Here is an 18955-nt window from a genome sequence, read left to right as displayed (position 1 = left end):
ACACGTGAGCCGTCGGCGTCGGTGAGGCCGACGATCCTGCGGGACCCCCACTTCCTCCGGTACCTCCTCGCCCGCGCCCTGAGTGCGACCGGCAGCGTCGCCACGCTGGTCGCACTCCCGGTGCTCGTCTACCGCACCAGCCACGACGCCGGGCTGACGGCGCTGGTCGCCGGCTGCCAGGCGGCGCCGTACCTGCTCTTCGGGCTGTTCTCCGGTGCCCTCACGGACCGGTGGAACAGGCACCGGGTCATGGTGGTGGCCGACGTCCTGAGCACGCTGCTGCTCGCCACGATCCCGCTCGCGGCGCTCCTCGGCCGCGTGACCGTCCCGCACGTGCTCGCCGTGGCGTTCCTCGGTCCCACGATCGGCGTCTTCCTCGACGGCGCGGTCTTCGGGGCGCTCCCGATGATCGTCGGCCGCGACCGGATCGCCGCGGCCACGTCGGCCACCTGGTCGGTGCAGAGCGTGCTCGAGATCGTCGTGCCCTCGGTCGTCGGCGTGCTGATCGCGGTGCTCGACCCGGCGTGGCTGCTCGGCTTCGACGCGGTCACGTTCGCCGTGTCGGCCGTGCTCGTCTCCGGCATCACCCGCCCCCTGTACGACGCGTCCCGGCCCCGCCCGCCACTCACCGCCGGACTGGTGCTGCGCGACATCCGCGAGGGGCTGGCCTGGTTGGGCGGGCACGCCGGGGTGCGCACCATGACGCTGACCAGCGCGATCCAGAACCTCTCGCTCGGCGGCTACATGGCCCTCACCGTCGTCTGGCTCGACCGGGTCCTGGGCCTGGGCACCGAGGGCTGGCGATTCGGGATCACCTACGCCGCGTGGGCGTTGGGCGGCCTGGTGGCGTCGCTGAGCCTGCCGCGCCTGATCCACTTCCTGACGCCGGCACAGATCACCTTGGGCGTCCTGCCGGCGGGCGCGGTCATCGGCATCGTCGTGTCCCGGCTCGGCACCTGGTGGTTGGTCGCGCCGCTGATGGTCGCCTGGTCCTACGCCGCCACGATGGCGGCGATCAACGCCGTCTCCTACCGCCAGCAGGTGACTCCCGAGCACCTCCTCGGCCGGGTCAACACCGCGGGCCGGATGCTCAGCTGGGGCGTCGGCTGGACCGGCGGTGCGCTCCTCTCCGGCCTCGTGGTCGGCCCCCTGGGGCTGCGCGCCACCATGCTGGCCTTCGCGTGCGTCCAGCTCGTGGCCGTGGCCGTCGCCTGGACCTCGCCGCTGCGACGCGCTGCGGAGGCGGGGCCCGAGCGACAGGCCGTCCTCTAGGCTCCCAGCGTGCTCACCCGCCACGGAGTGCGCCCGCTGGGTGCCACGGACCTCGACGCCTTCCTGGCGCTCGCGTCCCGCGACCCCGTGGTCAACGTCTTCACCGACTACCGCGCCCGCACGACCAACCTCGAGCCGCGCTGGCTCGGCGGCGAGATGTGGGGCCGCTTCGACGGCGGGGAGATGGTGGCGGCCTGCCACGTCGGCGCCAACCTGGTGCCGGTGCAGGCCACCGCCGAGGACGCACGCGCGTTCGCCGAGCGGGCGCTGACGCGGGGACGCACCGTCTCGACGATCGTGGGTCCGCACGACGCCGTGCAGGTGTTCTGGAACGGCGTCGCCGCCGGGTGGGGCAAGCCGCGCGAGCTCCGGTGGAACCAGCCGCACCTCGAGATCCGCGGTACGCCGCTGGTCGCCCCGGACCCCGGCGTACGCCGCACCACCCGCACGGACATGGACGAGCTCTATCCGGCCTGTGTCGCGATGTACACCGAGGAGGTCGGCATCTCCCCGGAGTACGGCGGCGGCGCCGAGCTCTACCGGGCGCGCGTCACCCAGCTGATGAACCGCGGGTGGTCCTTCGCCCGCTTCGACGAGGGCCGGCTGGTCTTCAAGGCCGAGGTCGCCTGCGCCACGCCGTACGCCGCGCAGATCCAGGGGGTCTGGGTGCCGCCGGACCGCCGCGGCGAGGGGCTGGCGACCGCCGGCATGGCCGCCGTGGTCGAGCTGGTGCGGCGCGAAGTGGCACCGATCGTCTCGCTCTACGTCAACAACTGGAACGACTCCGCCCGCCGGACCTACGCGAAGGTCGGCTTCGTGGAGACGGCGCGGTTCGCGACGGTCATGTTCTGAGCAGCTGAATTCACCCGGGGTTCACCTCGCGGGAGATTGACGCTCGCCCGGGCATGGAGGCTTGGCCCCATGCGCACCTCACGTCTGCGGAAGGTCCTCATCGGGACCGCGACCGCCACTGTCCTCCTGCTCGGGAGCGGGGCCGCGATGGCCGCCTCCACCCACCGCCACGCGCCCACCGGGGAGCCCACCGCCGCGGCCGCCCCTGCGGCGACCGCGCCCGGCCACCTGCCGGGTGGCTACCAGCACCTGGTCGTCATCTACGAGGAGAACCACTCCTTCGACAACCTCTACGGCACCTGGGGACAGGTGCACGGCCAGCACGTCGTGGGCCTGTCCGACGCGCCGAGGGCCCGGGCGACCCAGGTCGCGCAGGACGGCACGGCGTACTCCTGCCTCCCGCAGGACGACGTCAACCTGACCTCGCCGCCGCTCTCCAGCACCTGCCAGGACGACGCCCACGGCGTCTCGGCCAGCCACTTCGCCAACAAGCCGTTCGCCATCGACGACTACATCAGGCCCGAGGACAAGACGTGCCCGGCCGAGGGCGTCTACGCCCCCAACGGCGTCCTGAAGGACTCCGACGGCGCCGAGCCGGGCGGCTGCACCCGCGACCTGGTCCACCGCTTCTACCAGGAGCAGTACCAGATCGACGGCGGCAAGCAGGACCGCTACACGACCGGCTCCGACGCGGTCGGCCTCACGCAGGGCCACTACGCCACCAAGCAGCTGCCGATCTGGAAGTACCTCCACAGCGACGCCGCGCCGAAGTACGTCGTGGCCGACCACTTCTTCCAGGGCGCGTTCGGTGGGTCGTTCCTCAACCACCAGTTCCTGATCGCCGCGCGGGCCCCCCTCGACACCAGCAACGGTGCGTCCGGCGCGAAGAACTCCGTGCTGGACGCCAACGGGATGCCCACGAGCTACCCGCAGTACCACGCGACCGGCAGCGTGGTCGACGACAAGCTGACCCAGGAGTGCGCGGGCGACCCGGCCCTCAACGATGCGGTTCACGCCTGCGGTGACTACGCCGTCAACACCATCCAGCCGACCAGCACGCCGCACGGCTCGGGTGCGCAGCTCCCGCTGATCGACGACGCGCAGTACCCCAACATCGGCGACCGCCTGACCGGCGCCGGCATCAGCTGGAACTGGTACTCCGGCGGCTGGGACGACGCGGAGGCCGGCCACCCGGGCGCGCTGTTCCAGTACCACCACCAGCCGTTCAACTACTTCGCCGACTACGCGCCCGGCAAGCCGGGCCGCGCCCACCTGCAGGACGAGACGAACTTCTTCTCGGCCGCGAAGGCGGGCCACCTGCCGACGGTGTCGTTCGTGAAGCCCTACGGCGCCGAGAACGAGCACCCGGGCTACGCGTCCGAGCCCAACGGCTCGGACCACCTGGTCAAGCTGCTCAAGACCATCAGCAGCTCGCCGCAGGCCGACAAGACCCTCGTGGTCGTCACCTACGACGAGTTCGGTGGCACCTGGGACCACGTCTCGCCGCCGAAGGTGGACGCCTGGGGCCCGGGCACCCGGGTGCCGGCGCTGGTGCTGTCGACGTCGCTGAAGCACTCGGCGGTCGACCACACGACGTACGACACCACGTCGATCCTGGCGACCCTCGAGCGGAGCTTCGGCCTGGCTCCGCTGTCGACCCGCGACGCGGGTGCCCACAGCCTGGCCGCGGCAGTCGCCGCCGGCAACAAGTAGTCGCCCCCCACCTCCCGGGGCGACGACCCGAAAGCGGGTGGGCCCGGTCCTCGGACCGGGCCCACCCGTCGTTGCGTCCGGCGGCTAGGTTGGCCGGCGTGAGCATCTCCCGCGGCACCCAGGTCCTGGCCGGTCTCTTCGCCGTCAGCGGCGCCGTCCACCTGGTCAAGCCCGAGGTCTACGAGCCCCTGATGCCGAGCTGGGTGCCGGCCCACCGCGAGGTGATCCTCGGCAGCGGTGTCGCCGAGCTGGCCTGCGCCGCCGGCCTGGTCGTGCCGCAGACCCGTCGGGTGGCGGGCCTGGCCTCGGCCGCCCTGCTGGTCGGCGTCTACCCGGGCAACGTGAAGATGGCGATGGACGTCCGCCGATCCCGCAGGACGGGGCTGAAGGTCGCCGCCTTCGCCCGGCTGCCGCTGCAGTGGCCGATGATCCGGGCCGCGCTCAACGCCGCACGCGGGGACTGACCTCAGAGCTGCGTGTCGGTCAGCTTGGACGTGCGCTCGCAGTCGGCGCCGGTGCAGCGCACCCACGCCGTCTTGGTCTTGCCGTGCGCGAGCATCAGCATCGTGTCACCCGACTCGAACAGCACCTGGCCGAAGTAGTACGTCGACCACCGGTGCAGCAGCTTGCCGCCGACCTTGTGCAGCTCGACGACTCCGGGGCCGAGGCCGTCGGTGAGGATGTGGACGGTGGTGACCCGGTTGCCCGACGGCGAGAACTCCATCACCGCCTGCTCGCAGCTGCGCCAGATCCGGGTGCCCGGGTCGGAGAGCGTGGAGACCACCGAGCAGCCGCCCTGGTAGGGGTCGCCGGTCAGCACGGCCAGCCGGTCGGCCGGGATGCTGGCCTCGTAGCCGGTGAGGGTGGAGATCCGCTTGGTCGAGTTGCTCCCGGTGCTCCACCAGAAGGTCCGGCTCGGCAGGCTGCCGCTCAGCACCATCTTCGACCCGTCGGCGTCGAGCACGGAGATGTAGCCGGCGAAGGTGCGCTGGGCGACGGGCGTGCCGTCCGCGGAGCTCCAGGCCTTGACCTGGCTCTGCTTCGTCTTGTCGAGGTAGCGCGACCGGACCAGTCGGTCGCCGTCCCGCGAGAGGCTGATCGAGGAGGGCTCGACGCCCTTCAGGACGGTCGTGCGCAGTCCGTCCGGCGTCACGCGCACGACCTTCTCGGAGGTCGTGCTGCCCTGGCGCCAGGTGCCGACGAGGTAGTCGTCGCCGGACTTGCCGAGGAAGACCACCTCGCGGCCCGCGAACGAGAAGTGCCGGTCGCCGTCGATCAGGTCCGAGCCGTAGACGTGGGGGACCGTCCCGGCCGGGCCGCGCGACAGCGTGCCGGGGCGGATCTGGGTGGTGGCGTCGGCGGCAGCGGCGGGCGCCGCGAGGGCGGCGAGACCGGCGAGGGCGGCCAGGGTGGCGGTGAGACGGGAGTGCTTCATCGAGGGCTCCGAGGGTCGAGTCGTGGTGTGCTTCCGGATCGTCCGGCAGCCCATTGACGCCGGGGCGCGGGGAAAGGTTGCGTCGGGACGGAACTGGTTCGCGGGCCACCACACCCCGCAAGTAGCCTTCCCCCATGATCATGAGGATGTCGAGCCTGTTCGTGCGGACCCTGCGAGAGGACCCCGCGGACGCCGAGGTGCCGAGCCACCGTCTCCTGGTGCGCGCCGGCTACATCCGCCGTGCCGCGCCCGGCATCTACACCTGGCTGCCGCTGGGCCTGAAGGTGCTCCGCAAGATCGAGCAGATCATCCGCGAGGAGATGGACGCCATCGGCGCCCAGGAGCTCTCCTTCCCCGCGTTGCTGCCCCGCGAGCCCTACGAGGCGACCAACCGCTGGACGGAGTACGGCGACGGCATCTTCCGGCTCAAGGACCGCAAGGGCAACGACTACCTGCTCGGCCCCACCCACGAGGAGATGTTCACCCTCGTGGTGAAGGACCTCTACTCCTCCTACAAGGACCTGCCGCTCTCCATCTACCAGATCCAGACCAAGTACCGCGACGAGGCGCGTCCCCGCGCGGGCCTGCTGCGCGGCCGCGAGTTCGTCATGAAGGACTCCTACTCCTTCGACGTCGACGACGCCGGCCTGGACGCCAGCTACCAGGCCCACCGCAACGCCTACATCCGGATCTTCGACAAGCTCGGCTTCGAGTACGTCATCGTCAAGGCCGAGGCCGGGGCCATGGGCGGCTCCAAGTCCGAGGAGTTCCTGGCCAAGGCCGAGGTCGGCGAGGACACCTACGTCCGCTGCACCCGCTGCGACTACGCCGCCAACGTGGAGGCGGTGGACACCACCCCCGCCGCGCCCACGGCGTACGACGACGCGCCCGCCGCGCACGCGGAGGAGACCCCCGACACCCCGACCATCGACACGCTGGTCGACCACCTCAACGAGAAGTTCCCCCGCGACGACCGTCCCTGGCACGCCGCGGACACGCTCAAGAACGTCGTCTTCTCGCTCAAGCACCCCGACGGCACCACCGAGGCGCTGGCGATCGGCCTGCCCGGTGACCGCGATGTCGACGCCAAGCGCCTGGAGTCCAAGCTGGGCGAGGGTGTCGTGTTCGAGCCCTTCGGCGACGCCGACTTCGCCTCGCGCCCGAGCCTGGCCAAGGGCTACATCGGCCCCGGTGCGCTCGGCGAGAAGAAGCCCGCCGAGGTCCGCTACCTCCTCGACCCGCGCGTCGGCGAGGGCAGCGCCTGGGTCACCGGTGCCGACGTCGCCGGCAGCCACGTGCTCGACCTGGTGGCCGGCCGCGACTTCAGCGGCGACGGCGTCATCGACGTCGCCGAGGTCCGCGACGGCGACCCCTGCCCCGCCTGCGGCGACACCGACGGCGGCATCCTCGAGTCGGCCCGCGGCATCGAGATGGGCCACATCTTCCAGCTCGGCCGCAAGTACGCCGACGCCCTCGACCTCAAGGTCCTCGACGAGAACGGCAAGCTCGTCACGGTGACGATGGGTTCCTACGGCATCGGCCCGTCGCGCGCCGTCGCCGCGATCGCCGAGGGCACCCTCGACGAGATCGGCCTGTGCTGGCCCCGTGAGGTCGCCCCGGCCGATGTCCACCTCGTGGCCGCCGGCAAGGACGAGGAGGTCTTCGCCGCCGCCGACCGCATCGCCACCGAGCTCTCGGCGCAGGGCATCGACGTCCTCTACGACGACCGCACCGGCAAGGTCAGCCCCGGCGTGAAGTTCAAGGACGCCGAGCTGATCGGCGTCCCGACGATCGTGGTCGTGGGCAAGAGCCTGGGCACCGACGGCACCGTCGAGGTCAAGGACCGCGCCACCGGCGAGCGCGAGCAGGTCGCCGCCGATTCCGTCGTCGACCACGTCGTGGGCCTCGTCCGCGCGTGACCGGGATCGAGGCCGTCCTCTTCGACTGGGGTGGCACGCTCACCCAGTGGCACGACGTCGACTTCCACGCGGAGTCGCTGGCGCTCGCCCAGGCCGTGGTCAACGCGGATCATCCCCACGACGAGATCACCGCCCGGCTGCACGCGGCCGGGTCAGTGGTGTGGGGGCGCTCCCGCGACCACCAGCAGAGCGCGACGGTGGCCGATCTCTTCGACGAGGCGGGTCTCGACCACGACCCGGCCCTGCTCACGGCGTACTACGAATTCTGGGAGCCGCACACGCTCACCGACCCCGAGGTGCGCCCGCTGTTCGAGGCGCTGCGCGACGACGGCGTGAAGGTGGGGGTGCTGTCCAACACGATCTGGCCGCGCGAGTGGCACCGCGGCTTCTTCGAGCGCGACGGCGTCCTGGACCTGATCGACGGGGACGTCTACACCTCCGAGATCCCGTGGACCAAGCCCTCACCGAAGGCGTTCGGGGCGGCGATGGACGCCGTCGGCGCCACCGACCCGGCCCGGTGCGTCTACGTGGGGGACCGCCTCTTCGACGACATCTGGGGCGCGCACCACGCCGGACTCCGGGCGATCCACGTGCCGCACAGTGCGATCCCGCCCGAGCAGGTCGGGCACACCGAGGGCGAGCCGGACGCCGTCGTGCACCGCCTGTCCGAGATCCACGAGATCGTCGGTTCCTGGCCCTGACACGCCCCGACTGCACGTTTGTGCAATGCACAAACGTGAGGAACCGTTCCGATGGCGGCCTTGACCTGCGGCGTTGCATGATTGTGCACAACGGAGGAGTCGGCAGTCCCCCCACACATCGCCGGCTCCACCCGACGGCCTCGTTGTCCAGGCCTCAGCGGTCCGCGTACTCGTTTGCCCCGGGGAGCATCTCGGGAGTTCCCCGGAAGACGAGTTCGCGGACCGCTGCGTCGTTCACGGCCTCCACGGCCCGACGCCGGTCCGGCCCCGTCGTCCGGGCCACCACCCACGCATAGGTCTCGGCCGTCGCGCGCTCGAGCCCCAGCGCGGCCCGGGTGAGCGCAGCCGCGGTCCCGAGCGGGGACGGCAGCTCGTACGCCGGCTCGGCGGCCACCGGAGTCGCCCCCGCGTCGACCACGGCCCGGGCCAGTGCGTCGCGGCGGCCACGGTGCACCGCATAGGCCGCGGTCAGGTCCGTGCGCAGCCGGGCGTCGGTGACGGGGTCCGCCTGGCCCGCGAGGGCGCCGTACACGTAGACGGCGGCGTGCTCGGCCGCCAGAGCGGTCTGGAGGGCGTCCACCCGGGAGTCCGCGGTCATGCCGGGACCTCCGCCCCGGTCGGAGCGAGATCGTGGGCGAGGCGCTGGGCGACCCCCGCCGACATGCAGGCCAGGAGCCGGGCCAGGCTGCCGCTCTCGGCGGCCACCGCCCAGTCCGCGAGCCGCCGCTGGCCGCGTTGCTCGCGACCCCGCACCTCGGTGAGCGCCTCGTTCGTCGAGGCGAACGAGGGCGTGGAGCCCGCACCGGCCGCCGCGGAGGAGGGCGTCCCGCCACCGAGGACTTCCCTGTGCGCGTCGTGCAGCGCGGCCCACGGGGCCAGTCGCCCGCGCAGTCCCGGGAAGTCCGAGGAGACCGCCGCGACGAGCGCGGCGAGGTCGCCGATCTCGGCCAGGGCCCGGTCCACGAGGGCCGCGTCGGGGTCCGCGGATCCCGACGCGGAGGGGCCGCCCGAGCCGTCGCCGGACAGGTCGAGGTCGCAGCCGGCGAGGACCCCCGATCCCAGCAGCAGAGCGGCGATCGCCCCCCGCCGACTGGCGGGCAGGGGGGTCTCGACAGGGGGAGTGACCGGCACGGCAGCGACCCTATCCCCGTGCGGTCGGCGGCAAGATGAAGGTGGGCCGGGACAGCGGCTATCGTGGTCGCCGACAACAGCACAAGGAGGTCGCCCACTCGTGAGCAGCGCCAAGCAGGACGCCATCCGGGACCGTATCGAGACCGAGCTCGCCGACCCCCTGAGTGCCCTGGGCCTCGACATCGAGGCCGTGGAGATCACCCCTGCCGGCAAGCGCAGGGTGCTGCGCATCGCCGTGGACAAGGACGGCGGGGTGACCCTCGACGACGTCGCCGACGCGACGCGCGAGGTCAACAGGGTGCTGGACGAGGAGAGCGACGTGATGGGGGAGCACCCCTACACGCTCGAGGTCACCTCGCGGGGTGTCGACCGCCCGCTCACGTTGCCGCGCCACTGGCGCCGCAACGCCGACCGGCTGGTCAAGGTCACCCTCACCGACGGTGATGCCGTCACGGGGCGCATCGGCGCCTCCGACGACGAGCGCGTGACGCTCGACGTCGACGGCACGGACCGTGAGCTCGCCTACACCGAGGTCGCCAAGGCCCTGGTCCAGATCGAGTTCAACCGCAAGCACGCACCAGAAGACGAAGAGGACGAGGACGCCTGATGGACATCGACCTGAGCATCCTGCGCATGCTCGAGAGGGAGAAGGAGATCTCCTTCGACGTTCTCGTGGAGGCCATCGAGCAGGCCCTGCTGACGGCGTACCACAAGACGCCCGGCGCCCAGGAGAAGGCGCGCGTCGAGCTCGACCGCAAGACCGGCCACGTGTCGGTCATGGCCACCGAGGTCGACGACGAGGGCAACCCGGTCGGCGAGTACGACGACACCCCGGACGGCTTCGGCCGGATCGCGGCGACGACCGCGAAGCAGATCATGCTGCAGCGCCTGCGCGACGCCGAGGACGACATCAAGTTCGGTGAGTTCTCCGGCAAGGAGGGCGACATCGTCTCCGGCGTCATCCAGCAGGGTCGCAACCCCGACGACGTCATGGTCGACCTCGGCCGGGTCGAGGCGCTGCTGCCGATGGGCGAGCGGGTCCCCGGGGAGCGCTACGAGCACGGCACCCGCATCAAGTGCCTGGTCGTCTCGGTCCGCAAGGGCATGCGCGGCCCGCAGATCACGCTGTCGCGCAGCCACCCCAACCTGGTGAAGAAGCTGTTCGCCCTCGAGGTCCCCGAGATCGCCGACGGCAGCGTCGAGATCACCGCGATCGCCCGCGAGGCCGGCCACCGCACCAAGATCGCGGTCGCCTCGCGCGCGCAGGGCGTCAACCCCAAGGGCGCCTGCATCGGCCCCATGGGCCAGCGGGTCCGCAACGTGATGTCGGAGCTGCACGGCGAGAAGATCGACATCGTCGACTGGTCCGAGGACCCGGCCGAGCTCGTGGCGCACGCGCTGTCGCCGGCGCGGGTCACCTCGGTCGAGATCGTCGACCTGGCCGCCCGCTCGGCGCGGGTGGTCGTGCCGGACTTCCAGCTGTCGCTGGCCATCGGCAAGGAGGGCCAGAACGCCCGCCTCGCCGCGCGCCTCACCGGCTGGCGCATCGACATCCGGTCCGACGAAGCGCCGGCCGAGCCGGTTGCGCCGCCGGTCGCGCCGCCCGTGGACTGAGCCGAAGACGGTCGAGTCGGCGCAACCGCCGGGCTGCACGACGTCGGGTCCGCGCAACTGCCGCTGGTGACTGGCGCCCGCATGCGCGGGCGCCCTGGAGGCGTGGGTGGAGCGGCGGGAGCGGTGAGCTGTGAACCGTTTCCCTGCCCGGTTCGGTTCGTGGCTCACCGTCGGGTCGGCCGGGCGGTGGCTGGTGAACCGTCTTCCGGTCGGGTTCGGTTGCTGGCTCACCGCCGAGGCGCGATCGGCTACGCGGCGCACCCGGCCAGGCCCCGGTACGGCAACCCTCAGGGGCGGAGGAACTCCTCGATCGCCGTCCAGTACGCCGGGTCGTCGACCAGGCTGGCGTGGTCGGCGTCGGGGAAGTCCACCACGCGCGTCGAGCCCGGGAGCACCTCCAGCAGCCGGTCGGTGCGTGGCGGCCTCACCAGGTCGTCACGCCCGGCCCGCAGCACCAGCACGGGTGCGGCCAGGGCGGGCGCGGCGGCCGCCGAGTCCCACCGGTCGTGCACGAGGCGGTGCATCGGGAGCCGGGGGAACAGGTCGCCCGCCGTGGCCACGAGGCTGTCGAACGGCGTGACGAGCACGAGCCGGCCCACCGGACGGCGGACCGCGACCTGGGTCGCGACACCGCTGCCGAGACTGCGCCCGATCACGTCCACGGGGTGGTGGGGGTGCCGCCCGGCCACGTGGTCGACCAGGGCGAGCGCGTCCTCGCGGAGCGCCCGCTCGCTGGGCCGGCCGCCACTGGCGCCGTAGCCGCGGTAGGCGAGCAGGTAGGAGGTGTGGTCGGGGAGGCGCTCGGCGAGCACCCCACGCAGGTCGTGGACGCCCTCCCCGTTGCCGCCGTAGTAGACCAGCGCCCGCGGTTGCCCAGGGTTGACGACCCAGCCGCGCAGGTCGACGTTGCCCCTCCGCAGGTGGAGGGTCGTGCCCGCGGCCGGGACGCGAGTGCCGCGGCTGGGGTAGACGAGGCGTCGGGTGACGGGAGTGAGCATCGTGGCCAGGGGTCGCACGCGCCGTACGCTAGCCAAACCCGGGCCCGTCGTGGGCTGTTCCGCACAGCGCCGGTTCGATAACCGATGGCCGCGCACGGTAGGGTTGTCGACAGTGGCTCGTGAACACATCTCCCCTGCATGCCCGGATTCCGCTGCCCCCACGGGGCCGGTCCGGACGTGCGTCGGATGTCGCCAGCGGGCCGCGAAGAGCGAGTTGTTGCGGGTGACCGTCGGCTCGGACGCGCACGGCCACCCCGCCGTCGTGCCCGATCCTGGCGCCACCTCACCCGGCCGCGGAGCGCACCTGCACCCCACGGCCGAGTGCTACGAACTCGCGGTGCGCCGGCGAGCCTTCGCCCGGGCCCTGCGACATGCGGGCCAGGGCGGGCTGACCAGCGCACCGCTCGGGGAGTACCTCGACTCGCCAGCACATCAACCGTGATCGACCAACAGGAACTGGAGCAGCAGCTCATGAGCACTCGATGAGTAACTCGCGATGAGTTTGCACAACCACTAACGGTCCGATTCACCCCCACCGACAGGCGAGGGGCTCGGGCCAGAAGGAGAAACGTGGCTAAGACCCGAGTCCACGAACTCGCCAAGGAGTTCGGTGTCGAGAGCAAGTTTGTTCTCGAGAAGTTCAAGGAGATGGGGGAGTTCGTCAAGTCGGCGAGCTCCACTGTCGAGCTGCCTGCGGAGATGCGTTTCCGCAAGGAGTACGGCGACAAGCTGAAGACCGAGGCGCCTGCCGCCCCGGCGTCGGCCCCGTCCGAGAAGGCCGCTGACAAGCCGGCTGCCCCCCGCAAGGCCCCGGCCAAGAAGGCCGAGCCCGAAGCCCCCGCTGCCGAGCCCGAGGCCCCCGCGGCTCCGGCCGCCGAGACCGAGGCCCCCGAGGCCCCGGCAGCCAAGGCCGCCCCGGCGCCCAAGGCTCCCGGCCCGCGTCCCGGCCCCAAGGCCGCGCCCGCCCCGGCTGCTGAGAAGCCCGCCGAGGTCGAGCCCGCCCCGGCCGCGCAGACCGCACCCCCGGCCGAGCCCGAGGCCCCCGCGGCCCCGGCGGCCTCGGCAGGCGCGACGCCCAAGGCGCCGTCCCCTGCTCCCCGTCCGGTCGGCCGCCCCGGCGCGCCGCGTCCGGGCAACAACCCCTTCGCCTCCAGCCAGGGCATGGGCCGTCGTCCGTCGGCTCCCGGCGGCGACCGCGGTCCCGCCCAGGGTGGCGGCGCCGGCGCTCCTGCCGGTGGCGGTGCCCCCGGTGGCTCCGACCAGCGTCCGCCGCGTCCGCCGGCCGGCCGTGACGGTGGTGCTCCGGGTCGCCCGGGCATGCCGCGCCCCAACCCGGCGATGATGCCCAAGTCCCCGGCTGCCTTCGGCTCCGGCCCCGGCGGCCGTCCCGCCGGTGGTCCCGGTGGCGCCCGTGGTGGTGCCCCGGGTCGCGGTGGCGCTCCCGGCCGTGGCGGTGCCCCCGGTCGCGGTGGTCCCGGTGCTGGTGCCGGTGCTCCCGGTGCCGGTGGTCGTCCCGGTGGCTTCGGCCCCGCGGGCGGCGGTCGTCCCGGCGGCGGTGGCCGTCCCGGCCAGCGTGGCCAGACCCAGGGCGCCTTCGGTCGCCCCGGCGGCCCGTCGCGTCGTGGCCGCAAGTCGAAGCGGGCACGTCGTCAGGAGTTCGAGGCCATGCAGGCCCCGACGATCGGTGGCGTGCGCGTCCGCAAGGGTGACGGCGAGACCGTCAAGCTGCCCCGTGGCGCCTCGCTGACCGACTTCGCCGAGCGGATCGGCGTCGACGTCTCCGCCCTCGTCCAGATGCTGTTCTCCCTGGGCGAGATGGTGACGGCGACCGAGTCGGTCAACGACGAGACGCTGGAGCTGCTCGGCGAGGAGCTCAACTACGTCGTCCAGGTCGTGTCCCCCGAGGACGAGGACCGCGAGCTGCTCGAGTCCTTCGACCTCGAGTTCGGCGAGGACGAGGGCGAGGACTCCGACCTGGTCATCCGGCCGCCGGTCGTCACCGTCATGGGTCACGTCGACCACGGAAAGACCAAGCTCCTCGACGCGCTGCGCAACGCCAACGTCGTCGACAAGGAGGCCGGTGGCATCACGCAGCACATCGGTGCCTACCAGGTCACCGCTGACGTCGACGGCAACGAGCGTCGCATCACCTTCATCGACACCCCGGGTCACGAGGCGTTCACCGCCATGCGTGCCCGTGGTGCGCAGGCCACCGACATCGCGATCCTCGTGGTCGCGGCCGACGACGGTGTCATGCCCCAGACGGTCGAGGCGCTCAACCACGCCAAGGCCGCCGGTGTCCCGATCGTGGTCGCGGTCAACAAGATCGACAAGCCGGATGCCGACCCGACCAAGGTTCGTGGCCAGCTGACCGAGTACGGCCTGGTGCCCGAGGAGTACGGCGGCGACGCCATGTTCGTCGACGTGTCGGCCAAGTCGGAGCTCAACCTCGACAAGCTGCTCGAGGCCGTCGTCCTGACCGCCGACGCCTCGCTCGACCTGCGGGCCAACCCCCACCAGGACGCCCAGGGTCTCGTCGTCGAGGCACACCTCGACCGCGGCCGTGGCCCGGTGGCGACGGTCCTGGTCCAGCGCGGCACGCTGCGCGTGGGCGACTCGATCGTCGCGGGAGCCGGCTACGGCCGGGTCCGGGCGATGCTCGACGAGCACGGCGAGAACATCACCGAGGCAGACCCGTCGCGTCCCGCGATGGTGCTCGGCCTCACCGCGGTGCCCGGCGCCGGCCAGACGTTCATCGTCGTCGAGGACGACCGCATGGCCCGCCAGATCGCCGAGAAGCGCGAGTCGCGCGAGCGGGCGGCCATGCAGGCCAAGCGTCGCGTGCGTCGCACCCTCGAGGACTTCATGGCCTCCATGGAGAAGGGCGAGACGCAGGAGCTCAACCTCATCCTCAAGGGCGACGTGTCCGGTTCGGTCGAGGCCCTCGAGGACTCGCTGTCCCAGATCGACGTGGGCGACGAGGTCAGCCTCCGGGTCATCGACCGCGGTGTCGGTGCGATCACCGAGACCAACGTCGACCTGGCCGCCGCCTCCGACGCCATCATCATCGGGTTCAACGTCCGCCCCCAGGGCAAGGCGACCGAGATGGCCGAGAAGGAGGGTGTCGAGATCCGCTACTACTCGGTCATCTACCAGGCGATCGAGGAGATCGAGGCGGCTCTCAAGGGCCTGCTCAAGCCCGTCTACGAGGAGTCCGTGCTCGGACAGGCGGAGATCCGCAACATCTTCCGCTCCTCGAAGATCGGCAACATCGCCGGCTGCATGGTCACCAGTGGCCTGCTCCGCCGCAACGCCAAGGCGCGCCTGCTGCGCGACGGCAAGGTCGTGGCCGACAACCTCGACCTGGCCTCGCTCAAGCGGGAGAAGGACGACGCCTCCGAGGTCCGCGAGGGCTTCGAGTGTGGTCTGGTCCTGAAGAACTACCAGAACATCGAGATCGGCGATGTCGTGGAGTCCTTCGAGATGCGCGAGATCCCGCGCGCCTGACCCAGCAGTGCAGTGTCGGCGGGACCCCGTTCGCGGGGTCCCGCCGACTCACGTTCCCGGACTCTTGAGAAGGTAGGACCATGAGCAGCCCCCGCGTGCGCAAGATCGCCGACCGCATTCAGGTGATCGTCGCCGAGATGCTGGAACGCCGGATCAAGGACCCGCGCCTCGGCTTCGTCACCGTCACCGACGTACGCGTCACCGGCGACAGCCAGCAGGCCACGATCTTCTACACCGTCCTCGACGCGACCGGTGACGACGAGGCCGCGCTGGCCGCCACGGCCGTCGCGCTCGAGTCGGCCAAGGGGCTGATCCGCTCCGAGGTCGCCAAGCAGCTCGGCATGCGCATCACGCCGACGCTGACCTTCATCGCCGACGCGCTGCCGGAGACGGCCCGCCACCTCGACGAGGTGCTCGAGCGCGCCCGCAAGCTCGACGAGGAGGCCGCGGCCCGCCGCGTCGAGTCCTACGCCGGCGAGAGCGACCCCTACAAGAAGCCGCGCGAGGACGAGGACGACCTCGCCGAGGACGACGAGGCGTGACCGCCGGGCCCGGGCCGGTCTCCGGTCTGGTCGTCGTCGACAAGCCCGGCGGGATGACCTCGCACGACGTGGTCTCCCGCGTACGCCGGCTCGCCGGCACCCGCAAGGTCGGCCACGCCGGCACGCTCGACCCGATGGCCACCGGCGTGCTGGTCCTGGGCGTCAACCGCGCCACGCGCCTGCTCGGCCACCTGATGCTGACCGAGAAGGCCTACTCCGCCACGATCCGGCTCGGCGAGGCGACCACGACCGATGACGCCGAGGGGGAGACCACGGCCGTCGTCGACGCGAGCCACCTCGACGAGGCCGTCGTCCGGGGCTGCCTCGCGGAGTTCGTCGGCGACATCGAGCAGGTGCCGACCGCGGTCTCGGCGATCAAGGTCGACGGCAAGCGCGCCTACCAGCGCGTCCGGGACGGCGAGGAGGTCGAGCTCAAGGCCCGGCCGGTCACCATCCACGAGCTCGAGGTCGTCGACGTGCGGGTGGTCGGCGCGCACGTCGACGTCGACATCGCGATGCGCTGCTCGAGCGGCACCTACGTCCGCGCGGTCGCCCGCGACGCCGGCGCCCGGCTCGGGGTGGGCGGCCACCTGACCGCCCTGCGGCGTACCGCCGTCGGGCCCTACGACCTCGGCGTCGCCCGCACGATCGAGGAGCTGACCGATGAGTTCGTGATGCTCCCGATCGCGGACGCCGCGCGTGCGGCGTTCCCGGCGCGCGACCTCGACGAGACCCAGGCATCGGACGTGCGGGTCGGGCGGCCGCTCGGGATCGACGTGGACGGGCTGACGGCGGTGTTCGCGCCCGAGGGGGAGTTCCTCGCGCTCTACGAGCCCCGCGGCGACGTGGCCCGTCCGGTCGCCGTCTTCGTCTGACCACCGCCCTCGATAGGCTGCCGCCCGTGCACATCTGGCGTTCGACCGACGAGGTCCCCGGCGACCTGGGCCGCACCGCGGTCGTCATCGGCAACTTCGACGGGGTCCATCTCGGGCACCGTCACGTCCTGTCCCGGGCCCGCGAGCTGGCCGACGAGCAGGGGCTGACCCTCGTCGCGGTCACCTTCGACCCGCACCCGATGGCGGTGCTGAGGCCCGAGCACGCCCCGACGATGCTGACCACGCTGGAGCACCGGGCCGAGCTGCTCGTCGCGGCCGGGGCCGACGCCGTGCTGGCCGTCCCGTTCGACCGGGAGGTCGCCGACTGGTCGCCGGAGGAGTTCATCGTCCGGGTCCTCGTCGACGCGCTGCACGCCGCCGTCGTGGTGGTGGGCGCCAACTTCCGCTTCGGCAACAAGGCCGCCGGCGACGTCGCGACCCTGCACGAGTCGGGGGCGACCCACGACTTCGTCGCCGAGGGGATCGCGCTCGACGGCGGTCCGCAGGTCTGGTCCTCGACCTACGTCCGCACCTGCCTGGCGGCCGGTGACGTGGCGGGTGCCGCCGAGGCGCTGGGGGCGCCGTACGCCGTGCGCGGTGTCGTCGTCCGCGGCGACCAGCGGGGGCGCGAGCTGGGCTTCCCGACGGCCAACGTGCCCACCAACGAGAAGGTGACGGCCGCCCCCGCCGACGGCGTGTACGCCGGGTGGCTGCGACGGCTCGACACCGGCGAGACGTTCCCGGCCGCGATCAGCGTCGGCACCAACCCGACCTTCGACGGGGTCCGCGAGCGCCGGGTGGAGAGCTACGTGCTCGACCGCACCGACCTCGAGCTCTACGGCGTCGAGGTCGAGGTGTCCTTCGTCGAGCGGCTGCGCGGCATGGTGGCCTTCGAGTCGGTCGAGAAGCTCGTCGAGCAGATGGACGACGACGTCGACCGGGCGCGCGAGCTGCTCGGGGCGGTCGCGTGAAGCCGGTCCCCGCCGACCCGGTGCAGGCCGCGGAGCAGTGGTTCCTGCAGCACGGGCTGACCTACTTCGTGCCCGAGCAGCGCGCGCACGTCCGGCAGGCGCTCAAGCCGAGCCGGGTGGTGACCTTCCTCCTGGTCGTCGCCGTCCTGGCGACCGGGGCCGGGGGACTGGTGGCGTGGCTGGCCGACCAGGTCGCCCTGGGCCCCGCGACCCTCGCGACGCTGCTGCTGCTGGCCGCCGTCTGGTACGCCATGGACCGGCTGCACGCCGCCCCGATCGTCACCTGGGCGCTCTCGCGGACCTTCGGCAGCCTCCGGACGCTGCTCCCGATGACGACCCGGGCGCTGCCGCTCCTGCTGCTCTTCATCACGTTCCTCTTCATCAATACCGAGGTGTGGCAGGTCGGCTCCAACCTGAGCCCCGGAACCCTCTGGCTCACGGTGATGCTCTTCGTGGTGCTGGCCGTCGGGTTCCTGCTGGTGCGGCTGCCCGAGGAGGTCGACCGCACCGACGACGACGTGACGGACCGACTGCTCCTCGACGCCTGCCGGGGCACGCCGCTCGAGGGGGCCTGCCGCGAGCTGGTCGAGGACCCCGACGCCGATCCGGCTGCGCACGCCGAGGTGACCGGCTACGAGCGCTGGAACCTCGTGATCGTCCTGATGATCGTCCAGTCCGTCCAGGTGCTGCTGGTGACGCTGTCGGTCTTCGTGTTCCTCATGGTCTTCGGGTCGCTGATCATGACCCAGCCGGTGATGGACGCCTGGCTGACCTCGCCGACCCACAGCGTGCCGCACGTGAGCAGCGTGTCGGTGGCCCTGCTCCAGGTGGCGACGTTCCTCTCGGCGTTCTCCGGCCTCTACCTGACCGTCTCCACGGTCACCGACGAGACCTACCGCGAGCAGTTCTTCGGCAGCGTGCTGCGCGAGATGGAGCGGGCCGTGGGCGTGCGGGCGATCTACCTCGCCGTCCGCAACCGACCCGTCGCTTCCTGACGCAGAAACGCGTCGACCCGTCGTCAACTGACGACGGGTCGACGCGTTCTGGCGTCAGTTCACGACGGGTCGGGGTTTCGACACGCCCGGTCGCGACTTCCTTCGTCAGTCGCGCGCGCTGCTCAACCACCATCGAGGTGATCCGCTGACGCGTCTCACCTCAGGCGTCGAGGTCCTTCTCGACCAGGGCCGCGATCGCGTCGAGCGCGGCCTGGTCGTCGCTGGAGACCTCGACCGTGTCGCCGTTGCCGGCGCCGAGGGTCATGATCAGCAGCGCCGAGCTGGCGTCGACCGGCTCGTCGCCCGGGATGCCGATCAGCACCTCGGAGTCGAGGTCGCCGGCGGCCTCGGAGATGATCGCGGCGGGGCGGGCGTGGAGGCCGACGGCGGAGCCGACGACGACGGACTTGGTGGGCATGGTGCTCCTTCG

At 72.0% G+C, this 18955-nt stretch carries 19 protein-coding genes; 14 read left to right on the top strand and 5 right to left on the bottom strand.

Annotated features, from left to right (window positions below; genetic code table 11):
• Window positions 1-21 precede the first annotated feature (21 nt).
• The 4 genes from FB382_RS11785 to FB382_RS11770 all read left to right on the top strand — a co-directional run bounded on the left by FB382_RS11785 (window position 22) and on the right by FB382_RS11770 (window position 4301).
• On the top strand, window positions 22-1272 hold the full coding sequence (locus FB382_RS11785) for an MFS transporter (protein ID WP_182539351.1): 1251 nt from the start codon (window positions 22-24) through the stop codon (window positions 1270-1272).
• Window positions 1273-1281: 9 nt separating this feature from the next.
• The gene (locus tag FB382_RS11780) at window positions 1282-2124 is read left to right on the top strand and encodes a GNAT family N-acetyltransferase (protein WP_182539349.1); all 843 of its coding nucleotides are present in this window, start codon (window positions 1282-1284) and stop codon (window positions 2122-2124) included.
• A 69-nt stretch (window positions 2125-2193) separates the two neighbouring features.
• Window positions 2194-3837 (top strand): acid phosphatase, encoded by a 1644-nt coding sequence (gene acpA / locus FB382_RS11775; protein WP_182539347.1) that lies wholly within the window; start codon window positions 2194-2196, stop codon window positions 3835-3837.
• 98 nt (window positions 3838-3935) lie between these two features.
• Window positions 3936-4301 (top strand): DoxX family protein, encoded by a 366-nt coding sequence (locus tag FB382_RS11770; RefSeq protein ID WP_182539345.1) that lies wholly within the window; start codon window positions 3936-3938, stop codon window positions 4299-4301.
• A gap of 2 nt (window positions 4302-4303) precedes the next feature.
• On the opposite strand, the gene FB382_RS11765 is transcribed toward FB382_RS11770, so the two are convergent.
• A complete protein-coding gene (locus FB382_RS11765) occupies window positions 4304-5272 on the bottom strand; it encodes a hypothetical protein (protein ID WP_182539343.1) in 969 nt (322 codons plus the stop codon).
• 134 nt (window positions 5273-5406) lie between these two features.
• Between FB382_RS11765 and FB382_RS11760 the strand changes: the two genes are divergently transcribed.
• A complete protein-coding gene (locus FB382_RS11760; protein WP_182539341.1) occupies window positions 5407-7191 on the top strand; it encodes a proline--tRNA ligase in 1785 nt (594 codons plus the stop codon).
• Window positions 7188-7892 carry an HAD family hydrolase gene (locus tag FB382_RS11755; RefSeq protein WP_182539339.1) on the top strand — a complete coding sequence of 235 codons (705 nt, stop codon included), beginning with the start codon at window positions 7188-7190 and terminating at the stop codon, window positions 7890-7892. The genes FB382_RS11760 and FB382_RS11755 overlap by 4 nt, the downstream gene beginning before the upstream one ends.
• Before the next feature lie 154 nt (window positions 7893-8046).
• Here the strand turns inward: FB382_RS11755 and FB382_RS11750 are convergent, their stop codons facing one another.
• Window positions 8047-8490 (bottom strand): DUF4439 domain-containing protein, encoded by a 444-nt coding sequence (locus FB382_RS11750; RefSeq protein WP_182539338.1) that lies wholly within the window; start codon window positions 8488-8490, stop codon window positions 8047-8049.
• Window positions 8487-9023 carry a hypothetical protein gene (locus FB382_RS22185; RefSeq protein ID WP_246377166.1) on the bottom strand — a complete coding sequence of 179 codons (537 nt, stop codon included), beginning with the start codon at window positions 9021-9023 and terminating at the stop codon, window positions 8487-8489. Before FB382_RS22185 ends, FB382_RS11750 begins: the two co-directional genes overlap by 4 nt.
• Window positions 9024-9123: 100 nt before the next feature.
• Between FB382_RS22185 and rimP the strand changes: the two genes are divergently transcribed.
• Both rimP and nusA read left to right on the top strand, forming a co-directional pair.
• Window positions 9124-9630, top strand: coding sequence for a ribosome maturation factor RimP (rimP, locus tag FB382_RS22180; RefSeq protein ID WP_343055579.1), 507 nt, complete (start codon window positions 9124-9126; stop codon window positions 9628-9630).
• Window positions 9630-10637 (top strand): transcription termination factor NusA, encoded by a 1008-nt coding sequence (gene nusA / locus FB382_RS11740; RefSeq protein WP_182539333.1) that lies wholly within the window; start codon window positions 9630-9632, stop codon window positions 10635-10637. The genes rimP and nusA overlap by 1 nt, the downstream gene beginning before the upstream one ends.
• A gap of 287 nt (window positions 10638-10924) precedes the next feature.
• Here nusA and FB382_RS11735 read toward each other — a convergent pair whose 3' ends face one another.
• A complete protein-coding gene (locus tag FB382_RS11735; RefSeq protein ID WP_182539331.1) occupies window positions 10925-11653 on the bottom strand; it encodes a serine aminopeptidase domain-containing protein in 729 nt (242 codons plus the stop codon).
• Between FB382_RS11735 and FB382_RS11730 the strand changes: the two genes are divergently transcribed.
• The 6 genes from FB382_RS11730 to FB382_RS11705 all read left to right on the top strand — a co-directional run bounded on the left by FB382_RS11730 (window position 11619) and on the right by FB382_RS11705 (window position 18525).
• Window positions 11619-12077: a YlxR family protein gene (locus FB382_RS11730; protein WP_343055578.1), complete on the top strand. Its 459-nt coding sequence runs from the start codon at window positions 11619-11621 to the stop codon at window positions 12075-12077. The genes FB382_RS11735 and FB382_RS11730 overlap by 35 nt on opposite strands.
• 128 nt (window positions 12078-12205) lie before the next feature.
• A complete protein-coding gene (infB, locus tag FB382_RS11725; protein WP_182539329.1) occupies window positions 12206-15142 on the top strand; it encodes a translation initiation factor IF-2 in 2937 nt (978 codons plus the stop codon).
• 80 nt (window positions 15143-15222) lie between these two features.
• Complete coding sequence (rbfA, locus tag FB382_RS11720; RefSeq protein ID WP_182539327.1) at window positions 15223-15684, top strand: 30S ribosome-binding factor RbfA; 462 nt, start codon at window positions 15223-15225, stop codon at window positions 15682-15684.
• Window positions 15681-16559 carry a tRNA pseudouridine(55) synthase TruB gene (gene truB / locus FB382_RS11715; RefSeq protein ID WP_343055577.1) on the top strand — a complete coding sequence of 293 codons (879 nt, stop codon included), beginning with the start codon at window positions 15681-15683 and terminating at the stop codon, window positions 16557-16559. The genes rbfA and truB overlap by 4 nt, the downstream gene beginning before the upstream one ends.
• A 26-nt stretch (window positions 16560-16585) precedes the next feature.
• On the top strand, window positions 16586-17530 hold the full coding sequence (locus FB382_RS11710; RefSeq protein WP_182539325.1) for a bifunctional riboflavin kinase/FAD synthetase: 945 nt from the start codon (window positions 16586-16588) through the stop codon (window positions 17528-17530).
• Complete coding sequence (locus FB382_RS11705; RefSeq protein WP_182539324.1) at window positions 17527-18525, top strand: hypothetical protein; 999 nt, start codon at window positions 17527-17529, stop codon at window positions 18523-18525. Before FB382_RS11710 ends, FB382_RS11705 begins: the two co-directional genes overlap by 4 nt.
• A gap of 160 nt (window positions 18526-18685) precedes the next feature.
• Here the strand turns inward: FB382_RS11705 and FB382_RS11700 are convergent, their stop codons facing one another.
• Window positions 18686-18943, bottom strand: a complete 258-nt coding sequence (locus FB382_RS11700) for an HPr family phosphocarrier protein (RefSeq protein WP_125038747.1) — start codon at window positions 18941-18943, stop codon at window positions 18686-18688.
• Window positions 18944-18955: the final 12 nt, after the last annotated feature.

The organism is Nocardioides ginsengisegetis (assembly GCF_014138045.1).
GTDB lineage: Bacteria > Actinomycetota > Actinomycetes > Propionibacteriales > Nocardioidaceae > Nocardioides > Nocardioides ginsengisegetis.
Note: the sequence above shows the minus strand (reverse complement) of the source record. Positions and strands in the feature narration are given on the sequence as shown.

Bases quoted from the DNA above. Each gene is read 5' to 3' on its own strand.
- acpA (WP_182539347.1), top strand. From the start codon at position 2,194: ATGCGCACCTCACGTCTGCGGAAGGTCCTCATCGGGACCGCGACCGCC.
- FB382_RS11765 (WP_182539343.1), bottom strand. From the start codon at position 5,272: ATGAAGCACTCCCGTCTCACCGCCACCCTGGCCGCCCTCGCCGGTCTC.
- FB382_RS11760 (WP_182539341.1), top strand. From the start codon at position 5,407: ATGATCATGAGGATGTCGAGCCTGTTCGTGCGGACCCTGCGAGAGGAC.
- FB382_RS11750 (WP_182539338.1), bottom strand. From the start codon at position 8,490: ATGACCGCGGACTCCCGGGTGGACGCCCTCCAGACCGCTCTGGCGGCC.
- nusA (WP_182539333.1), top strand. From the start codon at position 9,630: ATGGACATCGACCTGAGCATCCTGCGCATGCTCGAGAGGGAGAAGGAG.
- rbfA (WP_182539327.1), top strand. From the start codon at position 15,223: ATGAGCAGCCCCCGCGTGCGCAAGATCGCCGACCGCATTCAGGTGATC.
- FB382_RS11700 (WP_125038747.1), bottom strand. From the start codon at position 18,943: ATGCCCACCAAGTCCGTCGTCGTCGGCTCCGCCGTCGGCCTCCACGCC.